The organism is Phormidium sp. FACHB-1136, assembly GCF_014697375.1.
Taxonomy (GTDB): Bacteria; Cyanobacteriota; Cyanobacteriia; order Phormidesmidales; family Phormidesmidaceae; genus Nodosilinea.
Window position 1 is genome coordinate 1 of sequence record NZ_JACJRS010000075.1, and the last position, 26,640, is coordinate 26,640.

At 55.3% G+C, this 26,640-nt stretch carries 19 protein-coding genes and 3 pseudogenes; 12 read left to right on the forward strand and 10 right to left on the reverse strand.

The genetic code is table 11. The annotated features are described in order from the left end of the window. Window positions 1-139: pseudogene (locus H6G62_RS27985) on the forward strand (IS30 family transposase); the annotation flags it as partial. Window positions 140-939: 800 nt separating this feature from the next. Here the strand turns inward: H6G62_RS27985 and H6G62_RS27990 are convergent. After that, a pseudogene (locus H6G62_RS27990) lies at window positions 940-1,099 on the reverse strand (type II toxin-antitoxin system HicB family antitoxin); the annotation flags it as partial. A gap of 537 nt (window positions 1,100-1,636) precedes the next feature. Between H6G62_RS27990 and argS the strand changes: the two are divergent. Then, window positions 1,637-3,394, forward strand: coding sequence for an arginine--tRNA ligase (gene argS / locus H6G62_RS19005; RefSeq protein WP_190498041.1), 1,758 nt, complete (start codon window positions 1,637-1,639; stop codon window positions 3,392-3,394). A gap of 100 nt (window positions 3,395-3,494) precedes the next feature. Here the strand turns inward: argS and H6G62_RS19010 are convergent, their stop codons facing one another. Next, window positions 3,495-4,472 (reverse strand): glycosyltransferase family 2 protein, encoded by a 978-nt coding sequence (locus tag H6G62_RS19010; protein ID WP_190498074.1) that lies wholly within the window; start codon window positions 4,470-4,472, stop codon window positions 3,495-3,497. A gap of 309 nt (window positions 4,473-4,781) precedes the next feature. Between H6G62_RS19010 and H6G62_RS19015 the strand changes: the two genes are divergently transcribed. Further along, on the forward strand, window positions 4,782-6,191 hold the full coding sequence (locus tag H6G62_RS19015) for an AAA-like domain-containing protein (protein WP_190498043.1): 1,410 nt from the start codon (window positions 4,782-4,784) through the stop codon (window positions 6,189-6,191). On the opposite strand, the gene H6G62_RS19020 is transcribed toward H6G62_RS19015, so the two are convergent. Then, the gene (locus tag H6G62_RS19020; protein WP_190498045.1) at window positions 6,188-8,257 is read right to left on the reverse strand and encodes an AMIN domain-containing protein; all 2,070 of its coding nucleotides are present in this window, start codon (window positions 8,255-8,257) and stop codon (window positions 6,188-6,190) included. The two genes, H6G62_RS19015 and H6G62_RS19020, sit on opposite strands and share 4 nt — an antisense overlap. Before the next feature lie 210 nt (window positions 8,258-8,467). Then, window positions 8,468-8,815 carry a metalloregulator ArsR/SmtB family transcription factor gene (locus tag H6G62_RS19025; protein ID WP_347239385.1) on the reverse strand — a complete coding sequence of 116 codons (348 nt, stop codon included), beginning with the start codon at window positions 8,813-8,815 and terminating at the stop codon, window positions 8,468-8,470. 267 nt (window positions 8,816-9,082) lie between these two features. Here H6G62_RS19025 and pgl point away from each other — a divergent pair, with 267 nt between their 5' ends. The 5 genes from pgl to H6G62_RS19050 all read left to right on the forward strand — a co-directional run bounded on the left by pgl (window position 9,083) and on the right by H6G62_RS19050 (window position 14,732). Next, window positions 9,083-9,850: a 6-phosphogluconolactonase gene (gene pgl / locus H6G62_RS19030; protein WP_190498049.1), complete on the forward strand. Its 768-nt coding sequence runs from the start codon at window positions 9,083-9,085 to the stop codon at window positions 9,848-9,850. A gap of 133 nt (window positions 9,851-9,983) precedes the next feature. Continuing rightward, window positions 9,984-10,457 carry an FHA domain-containing protein gene (locus H6G62_RS19035; protein ID WP_190498051.1) on the forward strand — a complete coding sequence of 158 codons (474 nt, stop codon included), beginning with the start codon at window positions 9,984-9,986 and terminating at the stop codon, window positions 10,455-10,457. Between the two features lie 17 nt (window positions 10,458-10,474). After that, the gene (locus H6G62_RS19040) at window positions 10,475-11,182 is read left to right on the forward strand and encodes a lecithin retinol acyltransferase family protein (RefSeq protein ID WP_190498053.1); all 708 of its coding nucleotides are present in this window, start codon (window positions 10,475-10,477) and stop codon (window positions 11,180-11,182) included. 169 nt (window positions 11,183-11,351) lie between these two features. Further along, complete coding sequence (clpB, locus tag H6G62_RS19045; protein WP_190498055.1) at window positions 11,352-13,967, forward strand: ATP-dependent chaperone ClpB; 2,616 nt, start codon at window positions 11,352-11,354, stop codon at window positions 13,965-13,967. Window positions 13,968-14,000: 33 nt separating this feature from the next. Next, entirely contained in the window at window positions 14,001-14,732 is a 732-nt protein-coding gene (locus tag H6G62_RS19050; protein WP_190498057.1) for a lipoate--protein ligase family protein, read from the forward strand. 22 nt (window positions 14,733-14,754) lie between these two features. On the opposite strand, the gene H6G62_RS19055 is transcribed toward H6G62_RS19050, so the two are convergent. Then, complete coding sequence (locus H6G62_RS19055; RefSeq protein ID WP_190498059.1) at window positions 14,755-15,978, reverse strand: ABC transporter permease; 1,224 nt, start codon at window positions 15,976-15,978, stop codon at window positions 14,755-14,757. Window positions 15,979-16,073: 95 nt separating this feature from the next. Further along, the gene (locus H6G62_RS19060; protein ID WP_190498060.1) at window positions 16,074-16,496 is read right to left on the reverse strand and encodes a hypothetical protein; all 423 of its coding nucleotides are present in this window, start codon (window positions 16,494-16,496) and stop codon (window positions 16,074-16,076) included. Between the two features lie 338 nt (window positions 16,497-16,834). On the opposite strand from H6G62_RS19060, the gene H6G62_RS19065 reads away from it, so the two are divergent. Beyond that, window positions 16,835-17,326 (forward strand): SRPBCC family protein, encoded by a 492-nt coding sequence (locus H6G62_RS19065; protein WP_190498062.1) that lies wholly within the window; start codon window positions 16,835-16,837, stop codon window positions 17,324-17,326. Window positions 17,327-17,434: 108 nt separating this feature from the next. After that, a complete protein-coding gene (locus tag H6G62_RS19070) occupies window positions 17,435-17,674 on the forward strand; it encodes a Uma2 family endonuclease (RefSeq protein WP_347239386.1) in 240 nt (79 codons plus the stop codon). Between the two features lie 92 nt (window positions 17,675-17,766). On the opposite strand, the gene H6G62_RS19075 is transcribed toward H6G62_RS19070, so the two are convergent. Together H6G62_RS19075 and H6G62_RS19080 are read right to left on the reverse strand one after the other, a co-directional pair. Then, window positions 17,767-20,121, reverse strand: coding sequence for an arylsulfatase (locus H6G62_RS19075; RefSeq protein WP_190498064.1), 2,355 nt, complete (start codon window positions 20,119-20,121; stop codon window positions 17,767-17,769). 242 nt (window positions 20,122-20,363) lie between these two features. Beyond that, window positions 20,364-21,530 carry a Na/Pi symporter gene (locus tag H6G62_RS19080; RefSeq protein WP_190498066.1) on the reverse strand — a complete coding sequence of 389 codons (1,167 nt, stop codon included), beginning with the start codon at window positions 21,528-21,530 and terminating at the stop codon, window positions 20,364-20,366. 879 nt (window positions 21,531-22,409) lie between these two features. Between H6G62_RS19080 and H6G62_RS19085 the strand changes: the two genes are divergently transcribed. Continuing rightward, entirely contained in the window at window positions 22,410-23,528 is a 1,119-nt protein-coding gene (locus tag H6G62_RS19085) for a DUF362 domain-containing protein (RefSeq protein ID WP_190498068.1), read from the forward strand. 296 nt (window positions 23,529-23,824) lie between these two features. On the opposite strand, the gene H6G62_RS19090 is transcribed toward H6G62_RS19085, so the two are convergent. Next, a complete protein-coding gene (locus H6G62_RS19090; RefSeq protein WP_190498070.1) occupies window positions 23,825-24,976 on the reverse strand; it encodes a transposase in 1,152 nt (383 codons plus the stop codon). Between the two features lie 387 nt (window positions 24,977-25,363). Between H6G62_RS19090 and H6G62_RS19095 the strand changes: the two genes are divergently transcribed. Further along, window positions 25,364-25,639, forward strand: coding sequence for a helix-turn-helix domain-containing protein (locus H6G62_RS19095; protein WP_199325115.1), 276 nt, complete (start codon window positions 25,364-25,366; stop codon window positions 25,637-25,639). A gap of 7 nt (window positions 25,640-25,646) precedes the next feature. Here H6G62_RS19095 and H6G62_RS19100 read toward each other — a convergent pair. Next, window positions 25,647-26,488: pseudogene (locus H6G62_RS19100) on the reverse strand (IS630 family transposase); the annotation flags it as partial. Window positions 26,489-26,640 lie beyond the last annotated feature (152 nt).

Sequence of the window (26,640 nt, forward strand, 5' to 3'; positions counted from 1 at the left end):
TTTCAGAATTGTGAAGCCAGAGGCATTAGAAGAAGCCGTGATGTTGATCAACAAAAGACCGAGAAAATCGCTTGACTACAAAACTCCCTTTGAAGTATTCTACTCAAATAAATCAGACGCTGTTGCGCTTCAGATTTGAATTGGCGAATAATGGCCAAATGATTTGGATCATTATTCCATCGCCCTGTTGTTACATAGTACATTCTGCACTTTGGATCTTCTTTGAAGCTGGCTGCATGATTCAAAATAAAATCTGAAATCTCAGCGAATCTTGTGACATCATCATTCCTGATCAATCCAGGAGTTTCGGAGAAGAAATCTTTTACTCCAAAGCAGAAAGAACCAATCTCTTTGGATTCAAAAGAAGATGAAGTCTTCGATTGCACAAATATATAAGTGACCTCTAGATAACCATTTTGCTCTAAAAGATCTGAAACTTCCTCAATGTCATCTACCAAATAGCCATTTACAATGATTCCAATCCCATCAATTCCTGTATCATTTCCTGAACCTATTGTGACTGCTCTAGCATCAAAAGTTCGATTGTATTCTTTTGAAAAAGTACAATAGTTTGAAAATAGCTCGAAGTCCTTCTCAATTCCTTGAGAATTGATATCTTGAAGGATCAAAAAGTCATTGACTAACTGCTTGGTTATTCTATCAGTCTAAATATGTTCTAGTTAAGAGTCATCGAAGGCATTATAGCGGATTTCGTCGAGACAGAGTAAGCCCAGGAAAGTTCGCAGCCTTTTCTTGGCAACAAGTTCAACTGTTTGATAGTACTCGCATATACTTTAAGGTTATTTTCTATCAAAAATAAAACGTTGCAAAAATAAATATTTTGCCCCCTGATCGCGACCGCCCATTGCCCCTGTGCCGATGGTCTCCCCCAGCAGGCTGCATTCCCCCAGCGGCAATGCTAGGGCTTTTCCAGGTGGGTTGCAAGACTTGACCAAAGAGTTGAGGGGCAGGCAAGGGCTTGCCCTCACTCAGGGTTGATTCCGTCAGCAGTTCTAGCGCCTCACGGGAATTGTGAAGCGCCTCTTCGTAGGTATCCGCCGTGGGTGTGGCAATCGTCGCCCCATTCGGGCAAGCTCACGACGTAGCACTGATAAACAGCGCGATGTCCGAGCCGAATCGTCCAAGGTTGAGCATCGGGGATGCTCTCAAAAAGGTGATCCGTTGCAGCCATGACGGTATCACCAACCTCAAACACTCCGGTTTCAATGTCGATGGCCACAATTTTGCCTTCGTTGCCAGCTTCAACGTGTTGCCGAATGCCCGATGCATAGAGTTCTTGGGCACTGGTTTCTAAAAGTATGATCCTTGATTTCTCGTTGCCTAGATCTCTTGTATAGCAAGCACTCTACAAGGCGTCCTACTTTAGCAGTTCAGTGCCCATTTGAGCTTCAACGGAGGCTGGGTAGGGGATGATCATCTCTCGGCTCCTCTCGTGTCCTCTCTAGCATCAGAGCTCAGCCCGCAGTATTACACCTTATTCAATCCACGATCCTCAGGGAAACTTTGGGCCATTAAATCGGGCAAGTCGGGGGGGATCAGATTATCTTAGGATTGAAAGGTTCTATCTGTCCCGATTGGCCCTAGGGGTCTGGGAAGGTTCCTCGGTTAACACGCTATGAAGTCTACCGTCGCACAGCTTAAGACCCAGATTCAGCGGGCCATGGTGGCCGCCTTTGGGGCCGATCTGGCCGATACCGACCCGATGCTGGTGCCCACCAGTAACCCCAAGTTTGGCGACTTTCAGGCGAATGTGGCCATGTCTCTGGCCAAGCCGCTGAAGCAAAGCCCTCGCGACATTGCCCGCCAAATCGTTGAAAATCTGGATCTCGGCGACCTGTGCGACACCCCAGAAATCGCTGGCCCCGGCTTCATTAACCTGCGGCTGAAGACGGCCTATTTGGAAGCTCAACTCAAGGCGATGCAGGCGGATCCGCGCTTGGGCGTCGCCCGAGTCGAGCAGCCCCAAACCGTGATTGTGGACTTTTCTAGCCCCAACATCGCCAAGGAAATGCATGTCGGCCACCTGCGCTCGACCATCATCGGTGATTCCATTGCGCGGGTACAGGAGTTCATGGGCCATCGGGTGCTGCGCCTCAACCATGTGGGCGATTGGGGCACCCAGTTTGGCATGTTGATCACCCACCTCAAGGAAGCCTGCCCCGAAGCCCTGGAAGCCGATTCAACCGTGGATATTGGCGACCTGGTGGCCTTCTATAAACAGGCCAAGCTGCGGTTTGACACTGACGAAGCTTTCAAAACCCGCTCCCGCGAGGCGGTGGTGGACTTGCAGGCGGTCGAAGACACCGCTACCAAAGCCTGGAAGGTGCTCTGTGCCCAGTCGCGCCAGGAATTTCAGAAGCTCTACGACCGTTTGGATATTCAGATTCAGGAACGGGGCGAGTCTTTTTACAATCCCTTCCTGGCCGACGTGGTGCAGGATTTGGACACCCAAGGGCTGCTGGTGGAAGACCAAGGTGCGAAGGTGGTGTTTGTGGATGGCTTCACCAACAAGGACGGCAACCCCCTACCGCTGATCATCCAAAAATCCGACGGCGGCTACAACTACGCCACCACCGACCTCGCCGCCATCCGCTACCGCACCGGGAAAGATGGGGCCGAGCGGGTGCTCTACGTGGTCGATGCAGGCCAGGGTAACCACTTTGCCCAAGTGTTTCAGGTTGCTGGGAAAGCTGGGTGGATTCCTGCCGGGGTGGAACTCACCCACGTTCCCTTTGGGGTGGTGCAGGGCGAAGACGGCAAAAAGTTCAAAACCCGCTCCGGCGACACCGTGCGTTTAAAAGATTTGCTGGATGAAGCCGTCAGCCGTGCCCGCGCCGATCTGGAAACCCGCATCCAGGCCGAAGAACGCCAGGAAACCGAGGACTTCATCCAAAACGTGGCCGAAGCCGTGGGCCTGGGGGCCGTCAAATACGCCGATCTCAGCCAAAACCGCACCAGCAACTACATCTTCAGCTTCGACAAAATGCTGGCCCTGCAAGGCAACACCGCCCCCTACATGCTCTATGCCTACGTGCGGGTGCAGGGCATTGCTCGCAAGGGCGGCATCGATTTCGACCACCTCCCCGCCGAGGCCAGCCTTCACCTAGCGGACGACAGCGAATTTGCCCTAGCCCGCTACCTGCTGCAACTGGATACCGTCCTGGAAGAGGTGGCCCAGGAACTCTACCCCAACCGTCTCTGCCAATACCTGTTTGAACTCAGCCAAACCTTCAACCAGTTCTACGACCGCTGTTCTGTCCTTCAGGCCGAAGAACCCCAGCGCACCTCCCGGCTGATTCTCTGCGACCTTACCGCCAAAACCCTAAAGTTGGGTCTGTCTCTGCTGGGTATTCGGGTGCTGGAACGGATGTAGTTTGCCTCCGGTATGAGTGGGCGAAGAGACCTCGCCCCTACGGCTGGGCGGGATGGGAATTGGGGTTTTCTGATTCGGATGGGGTCTGAGCGGCCATCGCCTAGGACTGGACGGAATCAGAGGAGACCGGATCGGGCGGGGCAGAATCGAGGTGGAGGGGATCCGGTTGTACAGAATCCGATGGCACGGGATTGGGTTGCATGGCAGCCGATGGTAAAGGATCCTGTGGCCCAGCATCGGGCGGGGTGGCGGTGCCCGTGAGGTATTCCGGGTGTTCTAGTTCCCGCACCTTGAGGACGATCAGGTATTCGTAGAAGGCTTGCAGGGTACACCAGGCCAGTCCGGCGCGGCCATCGAGACAACCGCCTAGGATGAACATCATATAAAACCAGCGCACCAGGGGGCGGGCCGGAAGCCGTAGGGAGAGATCCTTGAGGGCACGGCGGCGTTCCACCTCGGATTTCCCCCACAGCATGGCTTGCCAGTCTACGGTGCCGCTTTGCCGTTGGCGCAGGGTTTCCTTGGCTTCGTCGGTGGAGTAGCGGTTGTGCTTGTCAATCCAGCGGCTGAGCCCCTTACTACAGGTGTAGTGGGGGTAGGTTTCGCGCAAAAATCCGGTGGGGCCGTCCACCACCTCCCGCTCGGTGTGGCCATAGTCGTCAAACCACACCTGATCTCGCTTCAGCAGGCGCAGTTGATAGCGGGGAAACTGAGTGCTGCGGCGAATCCACTGGCCCATGAACATCACCCGTTCCGCCACGTAGTAGGCCACCTTGTCCGGCTGGGTGATGGCCTGGAGGCATTCCGCAAACAGGGCTGGGGTCATGCGCTCATCGGCTTCTAGGATGTAGGCCCAGTCGTGTTTGTAGGGCACTTCTTGCAGCATCCAGGTGCGCTGCTGGCCATGGCTGGCAAAGGGATGCTCAATCACGCGGACGGGATATCGGCGAGCGATCTCCTGGGTGCGGTCGCTGCTGCACGAGTCCACCACAATCACATCATCCGACAGGAGGGCCGACTCGATGCAGGCGGCAATGTCGCGTTCTTCGTTGTGGGTGAGGATAAAAATAGAAATCATTGCGGTGGTTTGGGGAGGGTAAACCCCTAGCGGCAGCATGGAGCCCAGGCGACTAGGGCATGGATGGGGAGAGCCCCCGTTGTTAGAATACCCATTTTCTCCGAGGAATTACGCAGAGAATGAGGGCTAGATTAGCCTTTGGGGAAATGGCGAATCATGATCACCCCTGGGGGCGTTGATGGGCTGATGGATGGGCTTATCGATTCCTTATGTTCTGGATGTACGCTCATAGATTGGGGTACAAAACGATTCAGGGTCATTCTGATTGCCCTCCGTTCCTGAGTCTTCGTTACTGACCATTGTTTTCTAATGCCTGATATTTCGCCCGTTGTTCAGATCCAGCAGGTTCTCAATCGTCCGCTAACCCATCTAGAATCGATGATTTTGATGGATTCCTGGTCGGGTATTCGCTATAGCACCATGGCTCAACAATCGGGCTATGGGGAGGAATACCTAAAACAAATTGGAGCCAGACTTTGGCACGAACTCTCGAACCGCTTGGGAATTACCGTTACCAAAAAGAACCTGCGTTTAGTTCTAAAAAATCGGATCCAACTTGGGGAAAGTTCGCCTCCCCCTGATCAAAAGCCAACCTTGTCAGAGCCGTTGGCGAATCCCCAAAAAGATTCGCCCCCAGAGGTCTTCTATCCGTTTCCATCGGGGCCATTGTCCTCCGATTCCTCCCTCTACATTCATCGGCCCCCGGCTGAGGCCACGGCCTTTGCCGAAATTGATCAGCCCGGTTGTTTGTTGTGCATCCATGCCCCCCACCGCTACGGCAAAACGTCGCTGCTGCGGCAGGTGATGACCTATGCCCAAGCCCAGCAGTATCGGGCCTGCCTGCTCGATCTCCAAGAGGCCGATAGTCGGATTTTGCAGCGGGCAGATTTGCTATTGCCCTGGCTGTGTCAGCGGATTGGGGAAGGGTTGGGCCTAGGGCCAGAGGATGAGATACCCTGGAACCCAACTTTAGGGCTGAAGGTCAACTGTGGCCTGTATCTGCAACGGGTGGTTCTAGAACGGGCGGAGACGCCGCTGGTGTTGGCCATCCATGCCCTAGAGGTGGGGTTGGGGCGAGCCCCGGTAGCCCAAGACTTGCTGTCGATGCTGCGTCTGTGGCACGAACAGGCCCAGGGTACCCCCCTGTGGCAGCGCTTGCGCCTGGTGCTGGTCTATGCCACCGATAGCCCTACGGCCTTCAACCACCCCAAACCCTACCCGCCGCTATCGGGGATTTCCCCCCTCAACCTAGGCCGATCCCTGCGGTTGCCGCCCCTCAGCCCCGACCAGTTTGTTGCCCTGGGGCGTCGCTACCAGTTGGCCCCCTTCCAAGACGAGACCCAGCAATCTACTGTGGAGGCGCTCTATAACTTGATTGCGGGGCATCCCTACCTGGCCCACCTCAGTTGCTATGCCGTCCAACAGGGGCAGCAAACCCTAGACGATGTGCTGGCCACCGCCACCACCCCCGACAGCGTATTTTGGCCCCATCTTCAGGAGCGGCTGACCCGCCTCCAGCACTATCCCAAGGCCCGCGAAGCCCTGCATCGCGTGGTAACGGGGGACGGGGTACAGGTGGATGGGCTCACCCTGCATCAGCTCATCAGCCTGGGGTTGGTGCGGGTAGAGAACGGCCTGGTGCATCCCCTCGGAGATATCTACCGCCACTTCTTTGCCACCTACCTCGCCACTGATAAACCCGCTGCCACCCCTTCCTAGGGGGTGCCCCAGGTGCTAGGGACGGCCCCCCATTCCTGGAGGTCGGCGGGGGCCGTGGCAATGGGCATAGAGCGGTAGATGTCTTGCATTACTTCGGCGTAGATCACCTGGTTCGGCTCAATCACCAGCATTTGCGGTGCGGTGCCCACCACGGTGGTCGCCCCAATCAGGGCTCCCCCCAGTAGGCCAATGCCTCCAAAACCCGTCAGCAGGGTCAGCGCCAGGGCTCCCAAACCCGTGCCCAGAGCCAGGGTGCCGCCGTTCACCTGGGGTGAGTTGTAAACGTAGTCTGAGGTGCTAGCAAAGGGGATGCGCTGACCATCGGGGGCGATTAACATTTGGCTGACCCACTGATGACCATCGCCACTGGCCTTGAACTGGCCAATAAGCTGACTTCCCGCCGGAGCCACAAGGCCGTTGGTGACGGGGTCGCGGATTTCAGTCTCCAGCACCAATACTTCCTGGTGGGCAGTACGGGGATCCAGTGCTAGGGAGTTTGGGCCAGTGTAGCGCAGTTCTAAAATACTGCCAGCGGCAATTAGGGTATCTGGGGCCAAGCGGCGATCTCCCCACATAGGTTCAGCCCCATTCGCCCCTTGACCGGGCAGGGGTTGGCCAAAGGCTATGGCGGCATCGGGGGCGGCGGCGACCGGGATGGGTTCGGCGGCCAGGTTGGGCGGAATCACGACTCCCGTAGTGGTTGGGTTGGGTTGGCTAGGCACGGCCAGCAGGGTGGGGTTCGTGGCGGGGGACTGGTTTGCCACCGTGGGCATCGATGGATTGACCGTGGGGGGCGACACCGTTAGAAAGGGGGGATCAACAACGGCATTGACCGCTGGGGCCGCGTTGCTCGGCACCTGGGCCACGGGGTTGCGGCCTGGAGTCGGTGGTGGCGTGGTGATCGGGGCAGCGGCGACGGTGGCGGTCGCGCTGGGGGCAACGGTGGCGGCGACGGTAGGCGTCGTTGGGACAGGACTAGGCGTCGGTGGGACCGTTGCCGTAACTGGGGCCGTCGGAACAGCGGCAGGTGCAGAATTGGTGGACGCCGCAGGGCTCACAGAAGCGGTCGGAACCGTGGTGCTGGATGCGGGGTTGGCGGGCGCAGGGTTCACGGGCGCAGGGTTCACGGAAATCGCGAGGCCGTTGGTCTCCTGGTCAATGGTTGGGGGCATCCCCTGGGCGAGAGATGGAGCCGCAGACTGACCACTGGCAGACTGACCACTGGCAGACTGACCACTGGGGGGAGACGTGGCAATGACGTTGGAACGACCCGCTGTGGGAGCCGTCGCTAGGTTAGGGGCACTACCCAGGGAGGGCACTACCACCGTTGGGCCAGGGAGGGGCGATCCCACCGCCGCATCCAGTTCCTCTAGGCTCGGCACGGTCACCTGTTGGGCCACGTCAGGCAACCCCAGGTTGAAGGGATCAATCGCCAGGGTGTCGGGCAGGGTGTTGAAGGTATCGAGGTTGGCGGGCTGCACCAGGTTCGCCGCCGAAATGCTGAGGCGTCCCAACCCGGTATAGGGCCAGTTTAGGTTGGGGTCGGCGGGCAGGGGCGGCAGTTCCACAATCATGCCGGGGGTCGGATCTGATCCCGGATTTGAGCCTAGATTCGACGGAGCCCCTGAGGAGGCTTGGGCCACCTGCGGCGTCAACATCCAGCGGGTTTCGGCCCCCGCCACCACTGAGACCAACTGCGCTGGATCCGTCGCTAGGGCCACCCCAGGGGATAGGGTGAGGGTGATCTCAAGGCTATCCCCCTGAGGAAGAAGCTGGATGTGCTGAACGAGGCCATCGTAGATCCCCATGGTAGGCCCATTGCCCAGTTGAGTCTGAGGGATAGTCAGCACTAAACGATCCCCCGTTGCCGACAGAGCATACTGGGGCACCACCCCCGTGGGCAGGGTAAGGGTAAGCTGCTGGGTGGCGGGGTCAAACTGCCATGCGGTCAGGGTTTCTGCCCTGGCTGCCGGACACAGCCAGACCAAGGCGGCTAGGGCCACCCCACCACCCACCACAGCGGGAACAACGACTGAATTGAACTGGGACGGGGTAAACCGTTGCATGGGCACGTCCTCTAAACCACAGGTCAGGCTGAACAGCAATGGGGAAGACCCATCCAGAACGCCAATGTCGTCCTAAGCCTTCTCGCCCTAGCCTTGGGAGAACACAGCCCCCAAAAACCTAACTAAGAATACGCACAATTTCTAAAAATGCAAGCCCTTGGATCAGCAGATTGCCAACCCGCGCCCTGGCTATCACCTATCCCGTAGGATCTACTGCCGACCCGCAAGGCTAAAGTTTCGGAAATGCTTGGCCTGCTCCTCAATGCGGCAGGCAATGCGGTCACACACCATGCCACAGAGGTCGAAAATTAGCTCATCGGAAACACTGTAGTAAGCGGAGGTGCCCTCGGTGCGGCGATTGAGGATACCCGCTTGCAGCATCACCTTCAGGTGTTTGGAAACGTTGGCCTGACTGGTCTGAGTGGCGTCTACCAATTCTTGAACGCACTTTTCGCCATCGCGGAGCAGGTTGAGGATGCGCAGGCGCATGGGTTCGCTCAGGACGCTGAAATACTCGGCAACCTGCTGTACCACTTCGGGCGGAACGGTATCAACCACAGTTCTTCCTGGCCAGCTAAAAAGAGTCAAGCCCATCTTAACAAGATTTTTAGGATTTCCCGAACCGCCCTGTCAATGGGTAACGCTCCCTCAGGCCAGCCCCCATACCTCGCAAAATTTCCTCTCCGCTCCACTTCCCACCCAACTCCTAAGATTTCATGCAGCTTTGCCGGAAGCATCGAAAAATTGGGCTAGGCTACCTACAGTTTCAGGATGGTGCAGCGCCGTTGCGCCGTTGCTGAGGCATTCATCCCCAGGATAAGCGGCATGACGGTACCAAACCTTGAGATTTTGCCTAATAAGACAGCCTTGATTCAGTACGCCCTTGGGCGCTCGGTGGAAATAATCGAGCAGGCCATTGCGGATCACGGCTATTGCACCCTAGCCTTGGCTGGAGGCAGCACCCCCAAGCCCATTTACGAAGGACTAGCCCAGCGAGATTTGCCCTGGGATAAACTCCATATTTTCTGGGGTGATGAGCGCTATGTCCCTGTGGATCATCCCGATAGCAACGCGGGCATGGCCAAGCGAGCCTGGTTAGATCAAGTACCCATCCCGGCAAAGCAAATCTGGGTGACACCCACCACCGAGGGCGATCCGGCCCAGTCGGCCCAGCGCTATGAAGACCAGATTAAAGCGGCCTTTGCCCCTCTGCAACCCTCAGCCTCAGAGAGTTTCCCCCAATTCGACCTAATCTGGCTGGGCATGGGGGACGATGGCCACACGGCATCGCTGTTCCCCCACACAGCGGCCCTAACGGTGGCAGATCACTGGGTGACGGTGGGCAACAAGGACGGCGAACCCCGGATTACCTTCACCGTGCCGCTAATTAACCACAGCCGTCGGGTGATGGTAGTGGCGGCGGGGGTCAGCAAACAAGCCGCTCTGGCCCAGGTCTTTTCAGACACCGCAGCGGATGCCGCCTACCCGATTCGCCTGGTGCGCCCCACGGGGCGACTAGATTGGCTGCTGGATGCCGATGCGGTGGGCGATCTCAATTTGCCGGGAGCCCATCGGGTCGCGGCCAGTCCCTAATGACCTGATGATGCGGCCCCTCGGATTCGGCTCCTTTGAGGCTGAATATTGCAGTGGGCAAATGCAGTGCGCGAAGTTTGAAAGACTCCCCTATGATGGGTGTCTATAAGCTAGGATCTCAAGCCGACTTAATGTGATTACCCTTTCTCTGCTCCATCCCCTTCATAAAACCCCGGTGCAGCACTGGTCCTTCGACCAGGAGCCAGTGATTCGTATAGGTCGATCCAGCGATAACCATGTGATTCTCTACAGTGCTGTCGTCTCGCGGCACCATGTAGAAATTCACCGCATCGACCATGGCTGGCGGGTCAAAAGCCTGGGCACCAACGGCACCTACCTAGACGGCAAGCGCATTGATGAAATCCCCGTGGAGGATGGCATCATCATTCGTCTGGCCCGATCTGGCCCCAATATTCAAATTCGCACCGCCCCCGAAAAGCGCGACCCGCTGCAAGAGTTGCTGAACAGTCGGCGACGGGAGGAGGGGGCAGGGGGTAACGAGGCTTCCCCCATTCCCACGGCATTGGATGGTGTCGATGCCGACGATATGCCCAGTTCCGAGCTACCCTACCCTGAACTCCCCCACGAAACCACCGTGATTCACTAGCCTCCCCTGCCGCCCCCATGGCCAGAAGCGATCAAATCTACGTGATGCGTCCCCTGGTGGGGATCAACGGCGTCTATCAGCACCACGGCATCGACTATGGTGACGGCACCGTGATCCACTACCGAAAAATGGGAAACGACGCTCAAGTGGAGCGCACCAGCCTAGAAACCTTTTCCTGGGGGCAACCCATTTATCCGGTCTACCATGCCGAGGTCGATGCCGACGACGTGGTCATTGCCCGTGCCGAAAGCCGCCTAGGGGAAGGCCAGTACGATCTGTTCTTCAACAACTGTGAACACTTTGCCACCTGGTGTAAAACCGGGCGTCGCGAGAGTGCCCAACTGGCCAGCTTTGGCCTCGATTTCGATCAGATCAACGGCCCCATCAACGGCCCCATCTTTCGTCGCTGGGCCGAACGCACCAGCCAAAATGCCACCCCAGAACAGGCGCTCATCCTCTTCCAAAAGGCCATGGGCGACATTGCCCTGGCCTACCAATCCACCCTCACAGCCCAACAAACCGCCCAGCAAGAGATCGACACCTGGCAAAAAGTGGCCCAACGCGCCCTCACCCAACAGCGCGAAGATCTGGCCAGAGCAGCCCTCCAGCGCAAACTCACCGCCCAACGTCAGGTCAACAGCCTCACCCAACAACTCCACGATCTCATCACCCTAGAACTCTCCCTCCAACGCAACCGCGACATCGCCGAACGCCGATTAGAATAACCCCTGTCCCGATTTTCCCAATGCCTCTATTCCGCTGAGTTCCCCGGCTTGGAGTGGCGGCAACCCGCATGGGGAGCGGGGGGAACACCGACCCTGTTAGGAAGCCCTAACTTTCTACAATGCAACCATAGTGAACTTTGTAGAAAAATCCCTAGCCGGAGCAACCCCTATGCAACCTACCCAAGGACAATTTACGGAAAAAGCCTGGGAAGCCATTGTGCAGTCCCAGGAGCTTACAAAACAGTCTCAGCACCAGCGGATTGAAAGCGAGCATTTGTTGCTGGCCCTATTGAACCAAGAAGGACTCGCCGCCAGCATTTTTACCAAACTGGGGGCCGATCTGTCGCGCCTGCGGGAACGCACCGAAGCCTTTCTCAACAGTCAGCCCAAGGTTTCTGGGGCCGGATCCTCGGTGTATTTGGGCAAATCCCTAGACACCCTGTTGGATCGAGCCGATACTTACAAAAAAGACTACGGCGACGACTTTATTTCCATCGAGCATCTGGTGTTGGCCTATGCCCAAGATTCTCGTCTGGGCAAGGGTCTATTCCAAGACCTCAGTATGACCGAAGCTAAATTAAAAGAAGCCACCCAATCTATTCGAGGCACCCAAAAAGTGACCGACCAAAACCCTGAAGGCAAGTACCAATCCCTAGAAAAATACGGGCGCGACCTGACGGAAGCCGCCAGCCAAGGCAAACTCGACCCTGTGATTGGCCGAGACGATGAGATCCGCCGCACCATCCAAATTCTCTCCCGCCGCACCAAAAACAATCCGGTGCTGATTGGCGAACCGGGCGTGGGTAAAACAGCCATTGCGGAAGGTCTGGCCCAGCGAATTGTAAAGGGTGATGTGCCGGAATCCCTACAAAACCGCAAGCTGATCACGTTGGATATGGGGTCGCTAATTGCTGGGGCCAAATACCGGGGTGAATTTGAAGAACGGCTGAAAGCGGTACTGAAAGAAGTCACCGATTCCGCCGGACAAATTATTCTGTTCATCGACGAAATTCACACCGTCGTTGGGGCTGGGGCCACCCAGGGGGCGATGGATGCGGGCAACTTACTCAAGCCCATGCTGGCCAGGGGTGAACTGCGCTGTATTGGCGCGACTACGCTGGATGAGTACCGCAAATATATTGAAAAAGATGCGGCCTTGGAGCGCCGTTTCCAGCAGGTCTATGTCGATCAGCCTAGTGTTGAAGACACCATTTCTATCCTGCGTGGTCTGAAGGATCGCTACGAAACCCACCACAACGTCAAAATTTCCGACAGTGCCCTGGTGGCCGCTGCAACTCTTTCGACTCGCTATATTTCCGACCGATTTTTGCCCGATAAAGCTATTGACTTAGTGGATGAAGCTGCCGCTAAATTGAAGATGGAAGTCACCTCTAAACCAGAGGAATTGGATGAGGTAGATCGCAAAATCCTGCAACTAGAAATGGAGCGGCTATCTCTGCAAAAGGAAAGCGATAATGCGTCTAAGGAACGACTAGAACGCCTAGAGCGCGAAGTAGCCGATCTGAAGGAACAGCAAGCTAGCTTCAATGCCCTCTGGCAGTCGGAAAAGGACATGCTGGAAGAGCGCAAGGCGGTGAAAAGCAAGATCGACCAGGTGGAGGTGGAAATCCAGCAGGCGGAACGCGCCTACGACCTGAACAAAGCCGCCGAATTAAAGTACGGCAAATTGACGGAACTGCAACGTCAACTGGAAGCCGCTGAGCAGAAAATGGCAGAGATGCAAAATTCCGGTCGTTCCCTCACCCGTGAAGAGGTGATTGAGTCGGACATTGCCGAGATTATCTCCAAATGGACGGGCATTCCGGTTAGCAAGCTGGTGCAGTCGGAAATGCAGAAACTGCTGCTGCTGGAGGACGAACTTCATCAGCGGGTGGTGGGCCAAGATGAGGCCGTTACCGCCGTGGCTGATGCCATCCAGCGTTCCCGCGCCGGACTGGCCGACCCCAACCGTCCCATTGCTAGCTTCATTTTCCTTGGCCCCACCGGGGTCGGCAAAACCGAATTGGCCAAAGCCCTCGCCGCCTACCTGTTCGACACCGAAGAGGCCATGGTGCGCATCGATATGTCCGAGTACATGGAGAAGCACGCCGTTTCTCGCCTGATCGGTGCCCCTCCGGGCTACGTGGGCTACGACGAAGGGGGCCAACTCACCGAGGCCATCCGCCGCCGCCCCTTTGCGGTAATCCTGTTCGACGAAATCGAAAAGGCTCACCCCGACGTGTTCAACGTCATGCTACAAATTTTGGACGATGGCCGCGTCACCGATGCCCAAGGCCGCACGGTGGACTTCAAAAACACCATCATCATCATGACCAGCAACATCGGATCCCAGTACATCCTGGATCTGGCGGGCGAAGATGAGCAGTACGACGAAATGAAAGCCCGCGTGATGGAGGCTCTGCGCGGCAACTTCCGGCCCGAATTCCTCAACCGGGTGGATGAGATGATCATCTTCCACGGCCTGCGGAAGTCCCAACTGCGGGAAATCGTCAAGTTGCAAGTGGTGCGGTTGGAACAGCGCTTGGCCGACCGCAAGATGGCGGTCAAACTCTCGGAAGCCGCCCTCGACTTCCTGGCCGAAGTGGGCTACGACCCGGTCTACGGTGCCCGTCCCCTGAAGCGGGCCATCCAGCGAGAGCTAGAAACCCAGATCGCCAAATCCATCCTGCGGGGCGAATTTGGCGAAGGCGACACCATCTTTGTGGATGTGGAAAACGAGCGGCTGTCCTTCAATCGCCTCCCCGCCGAACTGGTGACGGCCTAGGTAGATGCGCACCCCAATGATATGGATACACCCATGGCGCAATGGCGGCTGATTCCCCCGATGGTGGCCCCCGGTGCCCTACACATGGCCATTGATGCCTGGTTGTTGGATCAGCATCTTTACCACGACCACCCCCCCACCCTGCGGTTTTATACCTGGGATCCACCTGCGATTTCCCTGGGGTTTAGCCAGCGGCGCAACCTGCCGGATCACTGGCCTCACCTGACTTGGCGAGGGCAACCTGTGGAACTGGTGCAGCGGCCTACGGGGGGGCGGGGTGTGCTCCACCAGGGCGATCTCACCTACGCCCTAATTACCTCTGGGATTCCCGGCAACCGCGATCAGGTCTATCGTCACCTGTGCCAATTTTTGATTCAGGGCTGGGGCCAGTTGGGGGTCGATCTCCACTTTGGCCATGCCAGCCGTCCCGATCTCCATTCGCCCAACTGCTTTAGTCTTGCCACCGCTGCCGATTTGGTGACGCCGACGGGACTCAAGTGGATTGGCAGTGCCCAACTCCGCCGAGGATCGGGCATTCTCCAGCATGGTTCCATGCGTCTCAACCCCGACCCCGCCTTGTATGAGCAGGTATTCCAAACCCCTGCCCCGGTGGCCGATGATCTTCCCTCCCTGCCGTCCACATCCGACATTATCGACGCCCTGACTCAGGCGGCAGCCAATGCTTTTGGCTGTACTTTTCTCCCTAATCCCCTTACCTCCTCAGAGATGGCGACGATCAGGGCCGCAGGGATTGGTTTAACCTAAATCCCCCGACCTAGGGATAGGACTAGGCGGTGCGAAGGGCCACGATGGGGTCGAGTTGGGCGGCTTGGCGGGCAGGGAAAACACCGAAAAATAGGCCAATGCCACCGGAAATGCTGACGGCCATGGCGATGGCGCTGACGGAAATCCCGGCATCGAAGGGGGTGAGAACGCCAATCAGCACAATACCACTGACCCCTAGGGCGGTGCCAATCACGCCCCCGGCCACGGAGAGGATGATGGCTTCGATCAAAAACTGGCCCAAAATGTCGCCCTGGGATGCGCCGATGGCCTTGCGGAGGCCGATTTCTTGGGTGCGTTCCCGCACCGATACCAGCATGATATTCATAATGCCGATGCCGCCGACGAGGAGGGAAATGCCCGCAATCGCCGCCAGCATGAGGGTGAGGGCTCCGGTGATGGTGTTGGCAATGGTGAGCAGGGTGTCTTGGCTGCTGATGTAAAAGTCGTCGTCGTCGCGGATGTTGTGGCGCAGACGTAGCAGGTTGGTGATTTGAAATTCCGCCGTGGCCATGCTGTCCCGGTCGCGGGCAGAAACGGTGATAAACGAAACGTCAATGCCGTAGGGGGAACGTTCGCCCCGCGCCAAACGGTTGGCCTGGGTGGTGATGGGCACCAGCACGGCATCGTCATAATCCAGCCCCAGGTTCGATCCTTTCTTCTCCAGCACGCCGATCACATTGAAGTTAACGCCGCCCACCCGCAGGGATCGGCCTAGGGCGGGTTCGTCGTCAAACAGGCGGTTTTTGAGGGTATCCCCCAGCACGACGACCTGGGCATTGCGGCTGATGTCTAGGTCGCTGATGAACCGCCCCTTGGCCACTTCAAAACTGCGCACGGTCAGGAAATCGGGCACCGTACCGACCACATTCACATTGGCATTGCGGTTGCCCAGGGTGACAAGCTGGCGATCACTCGATTCTGCCGCTACCCCCGTCACCGAGGGCACCTGCTGCTTAATCGCCACCGCATCCTCCAACACCAGGGTGCGGGGAATGTTCAAAGACCCCAACTGCCGCGTTTCTCGGCTACCGGGCACCACAAACAGCACATTCGGCCCCAGGGTTTCTAGTTGAGCGTTGATATACCGTTGCGCCCCTTCCCCTAGGCCCACCATGGTAATCACCGAGGCATTGCCGATGATGATTCCCAACATGGTGAGGGTGCTGCGGAGGCGATTGGCGGCGAGGGTTTTGGTCGCCATGGTCAAGCTTTCTTGCAGATTCATGGGCCTAGGGAGAAATTAGGACGGCTGAACGGGCCAATAGTAGGGCCAATGCACAATGAAACTAATACACGGTAGGCCCAATGATTGAATCGTCATTATTGAATCGTCACGCGACCATCGTTTTCGACAAAAATGCTGCGATGGCTAGGTTCGCTGGGGGCGCTGTAGATTTCCACCGACAGGGTTTGAGGTTCAGGACGACCTAACCTAAAGCGAATCGCCCGATCCTGCAAAGCCCAAAACAGAAGAGAAATATTGGGCGACGTGCCCCAGCCAAAGCCCAGTTCAATGTCTTCCCCATGCCGTAGGGTGCGGGGGCCAATCATGGGGGGTTGCTCAAGACTAATGGGCACATAGCTGTGGTTCACCACCTGCACCGTAATACGAGACCCAGGGGTGAACTGAATTTGGCCCGACTGGCAACCCGCTACGCAAGGTTGAGCTAGGGCGGGGAGGTGCGCCGTTCCCAGGGTCGCAACTCCCACCCAGGCTGATAGTCCCAGCAGGTTGATGGCCATTATTCTCACCAGGCGAATCATGATTGTCCTCGATTCAGCCCCATCGGCTGATACCAACTCCTCCAGGCTAGCAAACCCGACCCACCCCTGATGCTAACCCGCCGATTACCAGAAAGCCCCGGTTTCCAAGAATGCCCGCTTCAATCGCAAGCCTGACAGCCCCCAATGAATGGTGAACATCAGGTAGTAATCGACCCAGAAACCGCCCATGGGACACCGTGAGGGCACCTATCAGCAACCCTTTGAGCCGATCACAGCAGACCCTCTCGGCCATGGTCAACTCTCCTATGCCGTAGGTGTGATTTAGGATAGAGGCTAATCCGTTATCCCTTGTCCCCATGGCAACCTACAAGTTTTTGACGGTCTGGCTGCTAGATGCCCCCATTGAATCGGTGTGGGATGCCCTTGTGGACTATGCCACATTGCCAAGTTGGTGGAAGGCGGTTAAATACGTGAAGCCCCTTGAAACAGACCATCCTACTCAGGAAAATCGGGGTTGGGAAATGGCTTGGCAAACGCCCTTGGGATATTCACTCACCTTTCAATCCACCTTTACACGGGTAGATCCTCCCCATGGGCTTGAATTAAACGCTATTGGGGAATTGGAAGACACTGGACGATGGGAACTTCAGTCTACCGATGAAGGAACGCTGGTTCACTACTATTGGAATGTGACCACCACGAAGGCTTGGATGAATGCGTTGGCCATCTTTATTCGTCCCTTAATGCTTTGGAATCACAATGCCATTATGGAACAAGGTGGACATGCCATCGCTAATCACCTCAATGCCAAACTTCTTAAGCAGGAACATCAATATTTGAAATCATGACTGTTTCTGATGAGTTTTTCAGCAGTTTTTTGATTATCTAAAATAATGTTCTTACTAAGCTGTTAGTCATCTAAACCGCGTATAGTACAGGGCCAATTCAAGGTTGAAGTGCTCTCTCCAAGTACCCAAGCGTTTGACTTGGGAAATAAATTTGAAGACTACTGCAAATTCCCCTCCCTAGAAGAATACGTTCTCGTCTTTCAAGACAATCAATGGATTGAATGTCGTCGTCGCACCGCCGATCATACCTGGGAAACCGTTGTTTATCACGCTGGAGATCCCGTCGTCCTGGAAAGCCTGGGGCTTGAGTTCGATATGGCTGATCTGTATCGGGGCTTGGATCGTTGATAGGTCGTCTAGAGTTTTTCGCAGATGACCTAATAGCGTTGAACGGCCAGATCCCAGGGTTCTTCAAGAACCCTGGGATCTTTGGAGTGGTGCTACTTAATGTCGAGCACCACCTTTTCTACAATTCCGGTGAAGGCGAAGGGGGGCTGGTAAGACTGGCTGACGGGGGATTGCAAGTCCTTACCAAAGTCCATAGCCTCAACCCCAAAGCGACCTGCCACGGTTTTGGGAACTTTGCCTTGGCCCACCTTGCGGTTGTTGACGTAAAGCGTACCCGTGCCGCCTTTCCCAGGCCCGCCGCCATCGTAGGCGAAGTCGAACCGCACATGCACTTTGCCCGTGGGTAGCGGGGTGGCGGCGCTGATGGAGGTGCGCTCTAGGTTAAACCAGTTGTAGTCGTAGGTGAGTTTGTTGTCTTTGACGTAGAGGCTAAACCCGCTGGTGAGGCCGCCTTCGGAGAGAATCACCCCCTCTGCCCCCTGGGGGGGAATCATCAAATCGGCATCGATGGTGTGGGACACATTTTTGGTGCTGGGGGCGCTGCCTTCGGGGATGGAGGGCATATTGCCCGCAAACTCGATGTGCTTGCGCCCGGTGAAGAAGCCGGGTCGGAGGTTCACATCGGCCCGCTCGGCAAAGCGATCATCCAGCGGAAATACGTTGTACTTTTCGGCCTCCACCAAGAACAAATCCTGAAGTTCCTTCAGTTTCTCCGGCTGTGCCGCCGAGAGATCCTTGGCCTGAGTGAAGTCTTGGCTGAGGTCGAACAGTTCCCACTTGTCGGTATCAAAGGGGACGGTGCCTGCGGTAATCCAGGGCAGGCGGTTGTGGAAGGCCGAGGCCATCATGCCGTCTTTGTAGAGGGCGCGGTGGCCCAGCATTTCAAAGTATTGAATGGTGTGGCGTTCCGGCGTTGTGGCCGCACCCTGGCCAAAGGTGTAGACCAGGCTGGTGCCTTCCATGGGCTTTTGGGCGATGCCGTTGTAAATGTCCGGCTCAGGGATGCCAGCGGCTTCCAGGATGGTGGGGGCGATGTCGATCACATGGCTAAACTGGGGCCGAAGGCCACCCTTTTCCTTAATTTTGGCGGGCCAGGAGATCACCATGCCGTTACGAATGCCGCCCAGGTAGGAGGCCACCTGCTTCGTCCATTGGAAGGGGCTATCCATGGCCCAGGCCCAGCTCACGGCATAGTGGGGGGAGGTTTCGGGGCCGCCCCAAATGTCGTAGCAGCGGCGGTTGTCCTCCATCGTTAGGTTGTAGCCGTTGAGGTTCAGGAACTCGTTACAACTGCCGATCAAACTGCCCTCGGCGCTGGCCCCGTTGTCGCCGTTGATGTAGATCACCAGGGTGTTGTCCAGTTCGCCCAGGTCGGCGATGGCGTCTACCACGCGGCCAATTTCCTGGTCGGTGTAGTCGAGGAATCCGGCGTAGGTTTCCATCTGACGGGCCAGAATTTTCTGATCCTCAGGGCTGAAGCTATCCCAGGCGGGCATCGATTCGGGCCGAGGGGTGAGTTCGGCGTTGGCTGGAATCACGCCCAATTGCTTCTGCCGCTCAAAGGTTTCCTCCCGCACCTTGTCCCAGCCCTGGTCAAACTGGCCTTTGTACTTGGCCACATATTCCGCCGGGGGCTGGTGGGGGGCATGGGCTGCGCCGGGGGCAAAGTAGGCGAAAAAGGGGCGATCCGGTGCCGTGGTTTTCGATTGGTTAATCCAGGCGATGGTTTTGTCGGCTAGGTCGTGGGTGAGGTTGTAGCCCTCTTCGGGCAGGGGAAGGGTTTCAACGAGTTTTTGGTTCTCGTAGAGGGTGGGGTACCACTGGTCGGTTTCGCCACCGATGAAGCCATAGAAATAGTCGAAGCCCAACCCGTTAGGCCAGCGATCAAAGGGGCCGACGCTGGTGGTTTGGTTGTCGGGCACATTGTGGTTTTTGCCAAACCAGGCGGTGCTATAGCCGTTGCGCTGGAGAATTTGCCCGATGGTCGCCGTACTTTGGGGAATCAGCCCCGTATAGCCGGGATAGGCCGTGGCCAGTTCTTGAATCGTGCCCGACCCGACGGAATGGTGGTTGCGCCCGGTCAAAATCGCGGCACGGGTGGGCGAACAGAGGGCCGTGGTGTGGAAGGCGTTGTAGCGCAATCCGTTGGCGGCTAACCGATCAAAGGTGGGCGTAGAAATAGGGCCACCGAAGGTACTGGCGGAACCAAAACCCGCATCGTCAATCAGCACCAGCAACACATTCGGGGCACCATCGGGAGCTTTGGCGGCCTGAAACAGGGCGGTATCCGGCTGAGAATCTTGGTAGGTGATGCCAACCTTGCCCTGAAACGTTGGCTCCGGGCGAGGCAGAGTTTCCTGGGCTAGGGCCGGAGGCACAGCCATCTGAAGGACAAGGGCGACGATGATGGCCCAGGACAGGGTGACAGTTTTAATCCGAGAAAGCATGGTTCACTTCACCAGTACGGACAAAGTACAGAGAAAGGATAGAGAAAATGGCTAGCGCGATGATGCTACATCCCCAGGAAGAGGCCAAACAACACTCTGCTACAAAACGACATAAATTTGGGCTTTCCCCTCATCTCTACTATTCAAAAAACGCAAGTTTATGATGCCTCCAGGTATTGATCTGTGGCTGGGATGAGGTGGCGTTTAATCCAGGTCAATGGCCACCTCATTTTGCCCATGGGTCAAGCGAACAGCAAGGATGCGCCTAAAAAGATACCCGGAATCACAAAGAACACGCCCAATACATAGACAAAAGCCCACAGTTTGTTTTCGGAGGCAGTCGTTGCTAGCCACTGTGATCCTAAAAATGGAATGCGATACAAGAAGGGCACGAAGAAGATCAATACAGAGGCCAAAAAATTAAACAGCAAATGTACCATGGCAATCTGTAAGGATGGCAATGCCGTTGGCCCGCTCACACTGGTAGCGGCTAGTAAGGAAGTTACGGTAGTACCAATATTGGCACCGATAGTAAATGGATAAATTTGGGCCAGCGTTAAAATCCCCAATCCCGCTAGGGGTACCATCAGGCTCGTTGTGGTTGAGGACGATTGGACGAGAATGGTAATCAAGATGCCAGACAAAATTCCAGACACTGGCCCTCGACCAATCGCGGTATTCATGATTTCCTTTGCCTTCCCAACCATCAACCGCTTTAATACCTTGCCAAGAAAGTATATGGAAAAGAAAATTAGACCCATGCCAATTAAAACTTGCAGAATAGCATCGTAAGGATCAGGCAAAAGGGCACTCGTCATAGTGCGAATTAAATCTCTTAAAGGTCGCACTAGCGCACCTACAAAATCAAGGTTATCAACACTTAAATCCGCATCACCTATGAAGAAAGTCGCAGAAATTTTGGCAAGCCGTTCGAGCAGCCCGAACATGAGTTCTAAGGGAAAAAAGATGACTACAGCTAGCAGGTTGAATAAATCAAGCACCGTCGCGGCTGAGAAGGCAAGTTTGAACTCGTTTTTATTACCGATGTGACCTAGGCTAACCAGGGTATTCGTGACGGATGTGCCTAGGTTCGCGCCCATGATTATGGGGATGGCGATGGAGACTGGTAACCCTCCCGCTACCAGCGAAACGATGATCGAGGTCGTGGTGCTGGAGGACTGAACGAGGGCCGTTGACATAATCCCTACCATAAGCCCCAGAAAAGGATTAGTGGCAAAAGCGAATAACTCTTCGGCCTCATCGCCCACGGCAGCCCTAAAGCCTCGACTGATGACGCTAACAGCAACAATCAGCAGATAAAGAAGAACAAGAACCGAGATCCAACCCATGATTTGCTGGCGGCGACTGATGCTGGGTAAATCTTTGTCTAACGTAGGAGTCGGATCCATGATATTACTTTCCTCCAGTTTTTCAGAGCTAGTATTTTCAACGAAAAAGCAAGCTGATCTAGCACTCTGAGTCAGAAGTACAGTGGCGTTGCTTTGAGTCTCAGATGCCAAACTTCAGGGATGACAAGTTGATTAATACCGAAATTGATTAGTTATGGTCACCTGAAAAGCTTGGCAAGGGGTCAAGTGAAATTCTTTTCTCGAAGAGACATTTAGGAAATCTAAGTCAGTCCTAAAAGATATGAAAAATACTCAAAAAAATGTCTCTTTGCAGCACAAAAAAATTTCCTTGATGCTATGCCTGAAGAACATGGCAAGCAACACCCAAATCTTTACCAGGGCTCAACCTTAAGTTAACCCTATGATGGACCTATGGTTCAGATCCTGTTTGGAACCACCACCGAAACCCCTGATTTTCCATTGGTTAGGCCATTGCAGAAGAGCGCTAGAATCTGCTTCTACTATTGGTGGTCAAAACCTGTCCAGAGCATTCTGTAGCAGCGAAGCATTAGTGATTACCATGCGAAACGGTATGGGCTAGGCGGGTTATAGGCGTAGCCCCTCAGCTCCACTATTCAGAAAACGCATGTTCTGGGGGAGTACTTTACTTTCCTGTGGTGGTTCTCTTATCTTGTGTGAAGAGATCCGCTCACACCACATTGAGGCCATTCATCGCTGTACTGGGCTTGATCTAGGCTTGTACCCAAAGCGAAGGATGGCTTTCCCCCAACGTTCGTCTGCCCTAAACGGTCTGGAATTTCTATCTATTATCGGCCTGAATACGCCGATTTACCTCGGAATTGGGGATTTTTATCGGCCCAGCCATTGACCTAAAAATGCTAGGGTAAAAAACCAGGCCCGACGCTATGGAAGCCCCCCATGAATCTCCCCCTCGAACAGCGCGAAATGGTCAGCTTGGCCCCCATCAACCGGGATCCCTCCCCCCAGGAGATGGATCGGGCGATCCGCGAGGCTACCCTAGCGGTGGACGCCCTGGACTGGCTGCAACCGGGTGACACCGTGTTCATCAAGCCCGTGATCAACTCCGGCAAGCCCTACCCCTCCACCACCAGCCCCCTGGCCATTGCCAGCATGGTGCGTCTGCTGAGGGAAAAGGGTGCAGGGCGGATAATCGTGGGCGACATGAGCGGCGTGGGCCATCTGGATCAGCGACCAGAGGGCTGCAAGGGCAGTAGTCGTGAGTTAGCCAAGAGCGCAGGGCTGTTCAATCCTGTGCTGGAAGCCGGGGCCGAGTGGGCCTTCTTTGAAGAGGCAGGCTGGGACAGCTTCTACGAAGAAACACCCGCCCCCGGTTCCCACTGGCGGGGAGGCATCACCCTGCCCAACGTGCTGCGGGAGGTGGATCATATTATTTCCATGCCCCGCTGTAGCCGCCACGCCCTGCTGGGAAACACCCTCGGCCTCAAGTCAGTGGTGGGCTACATGCGCTACGACACCCGCCTGGAATACCACCACGACGCCAAAACCATCCAGGAAAAAACCGCCGAGGCCAACACCGTACCCACCCTGTTGCAAAAGCAGCGCCTCGTCATCACCGCCGCCGACAAGGTACTGGCCACCTTTGGCCCCGATCTCGGCCATGTCGTCGCCCCACCCCAGGGTTTGGTGATCGCTTCCCGTTCTGTGGTGGCCCACGATATGGCTTCCCTGGCCTGGTTGATCCCCCACTGGCGGCAATCCCCCTGGATCAACAAACAGGGCTTAACCGATCCCAGCAGCAGCAAAATCGTCGCCAACCTGGCCAACCGTGTCGTGGCCGGAATGCTGGGCGGCTGGAAACAAAGCTTCAGCGCCGAGGGTATCAAACATTCGCCCCAGCCCGATATCTGGCGAGACCGCACCCTACAACGGGCCTTTCAACTCATGGGCGGCGTTCCCAATATTCAATTGCAACCCACCCAGCCCAGCCTTTCCCCACAAACCCTAGCCGAACTCGCCGATCTCGTGGCGTTGCCCGCCGCAACCAGAGCAGCGTAAGCAAGAGCATTTGGGGTCATCGCTTGTCAGTTGTTACAACCTAAACATCCGTTGAAACTGCGTGAATCATCCAGGCCTTATTGGTGCAGAAAACTTTGGTAGTGCATTAATCTACGGGTCAGAGAAAAAACAGCCAAAAACAGCAATCTACTGCCGTAAGGTCTCTAGGGTCGCCTGATTATTCTCTAGCCTGTACGAAATAGGACTACCAAAACTTTTATCAGTCTCATGTGAGACAGTAGTTTTTCCAGCCTATTTTGGGTGGGGCTTCAAGGATGGTCTCATGGGAAGGTCGGTCACGTGGCCAGTGTGACAACCCTGGAAAACTCAATTCGACAGTCCAAGTCTTCATGTTTTCGTTTAGACGCATAAGCGGTAGGAGGACTTTTGGCGGTTGATGGAATGAGTTGAGGTATCGCCTCTCCTCGGTGGAACCATCGTCTGACGGCCCGTAGCCCGAGTTGCAGAAAACTCAATCCCCGCTGAGGGTGCCAGTCAATCAGGTTTCGCTGGCCCCATTGAACCAGGATCAGGCCGAACACCAGGGCGAGGAGCATGGCGCAATCGAGGAGCATGACCAAGCCGGTCAAGGCCTGGGCATCCCGGAGATGGGTGTCTAAGAGATGAAACGCGGCGGACTTGTAATCTTTGAAATGGGGTTCTATGCCCCCGAATCGTCGCCCATAGCGAGCAAAGCTTTGCACCGACGGAGGTTGGTCACTGAGGACAATCCAAGGTTCTTGGGCCTGCGGCAGATGAGCGACGGCTAGATGGGCGGGAATGTCGTCGAGAACCGTGACGTGAGGAACCAGCCTGGCTTCGCCGGAGAGTGGACAAAATGCTTGAGCCGGTTGAGCCCGTCCAGAGGCCAGGGTAATGGTAGTATCGACCTTACCGCGCACCGCCCATGACCAGTGGCCGGTGTTGGCCCACTGAATCAAGTCATGGTGTAAGAATCCTCGGTCGGCCAGGATGCTGACGGAACATCGGGCCGGGATCAAGGCTAACGCCTGCTCTAACACCGGGCGATAGTGCTCAAAGCCCACCGTGGCGCTGCCATGTTCGAGGACGACTTGAGACAGGGTCATGGATCGTCCACCCCACACCAAGCAGACTTCAATCAGGCAAAATTTATCCCAGAGCACGCTGGTATCTAGGGTCAGTTCCAGGGCAGAACCGGATAAGGGCTCCAGCACGTGCCTCAGCATCGGTTCATAGAAGATGGAGGCCGTAATCCGAGGGTTATGGACAAAGTAGCTGAGCCGTTCCAGGTGACTCCGAGCGCTACAGTCTCGATGGCTGAGGTTGGGAATCCATCGACTCAGGCAAGCGCTTTGAGACAACAGGATAGCGGCCATAATCTCCGCAAATCCGCTCAGGTGGCGTTGGTCAGCCGGCGTGATCCATTGACGGAGTTGGTCAAACAGTTGAAGATGCAAGGGGGGCATGAGACGGGGACACGAATGGGTTTGGTAGCTTTTAGCGTCCCATCATCATGCCCTTTCTCGAAACCCTGCCGTCTCAAATGAGACTCTAGATAGAGTAGGCCTTTCAGGAGTTTTCCCTACCAGTAAGCATTGCTAGAGACCTTGGAATGCGCCTGAAACTCTACCATCTTTCGGCCCCCTTGGGAATGAAATGGCCCTGGGACTAGCCTGACCGTCAAAGTTAATACTGTTGCTGTAGCACTAATCGCTCCAGCTATTTTATTTGTCGTTCCTCGTTATGGTGCTGAGGGAACTGCTTGGGTATGGGTATTGCTTAATGCAGGCTAAGCTGTTAGTCATCTAGACTGCGTATAATACATTAAAATTATGGAATAAGTCATGGGAGTCATGAACTATCTAACGTCAGAGGAAAAGCAAGAGCTTCAGAAGCAGTTGAAGTTCCATGAACACCCTGACATTCGAGAGCGCATTCTAATACTACTACTGCGCAATGACGGCAGGACTCAGCAAGAGATCGCGGACTTAATCGGATGCTCCTTGCGGAAGGTGGCCTACTGGAGCACCCATGGAGATCCGAGCAAGTTAGATAGTTTGATCGATGACCGAATGAAAGGCAACTATCATAAGGCAACGGATGAGTACATTGACTTACTGATAAGCTGATATGCATTTAAATTGCATTGACTGTGTTTCCTTTATTTTTGATCTTGCGATCCCAGTTGATGACAAGCTGTCCTTCGTTCAACAGGTTATGAACAAGCGCTTCTAGATCCTCAATCGACTCAAATAGACGATTGGCAATGAATTCCTTTGCAGAGTGCCAAACTAACTCGATTAAATTATAGTCCGGACTGTAGGGTGGCAGAAATTCTAAAACAATGTTGGGCATCTCCTTCGCTATCTTCTCTAGAATCTCTGCCTTTTTATGAATACTTGCATTGTCTAAAATGATAAGAATCTTAGGGCCATCCTGCTCAAAGTCTTCAATCCGTCTACCTCCTCCAACCCATTCCTGTTTCACTTCTTCGTAGAATCCATGGAGGACACTGAAAAAGCTATCACCAGTTCCCTTACTGATAAAATCAACAATGCGCTTCTTATCCGAAAGACGCACTCCTCCCATCACACTGAAGCGTCCTTTTCTCCTTTCTCCTGAAGCCTTTTTTCGTTTCCCTTTCTTTGTCCAGGTTTTTCCTCTCCTCACTCTCAAACTAAATCCAGCTTCGTCCCAAAACCATATCTGAAGCCGATCTGGGGTCTCCTTCGCAATGCGAATATACTCTTCTAACTTGGCCTTAAAGAGCTTTCTCTGTTCCGGATCTTGCTTGGCCTCAAGGCTATACTTTGACCAGATATATACATATTTTTTTTGACTAATATCCGTCGGACTTGACTACCGCTCAACTTTATTCCCGTCTCTTTCTCAAGATGAGATGCCAATCTCTCGGCGGTCCATGTCCCAAACGCATAACCGTAATCTTGAGGCTCTTTATCAATGACTTCTAATACCAATACAAAATGAAGTTGAGCATAATTCAGGCTGCTTTCTGGAATTCAGCTTGGAGTAGGGCATCAAGAATGAAGTCATACCCCGTGATGGACTGCACTTGCTCCGGGGTTAGACGGGCGAGTTCCTCCTCCACCCGCTGTTGAAGGGCCTGGAG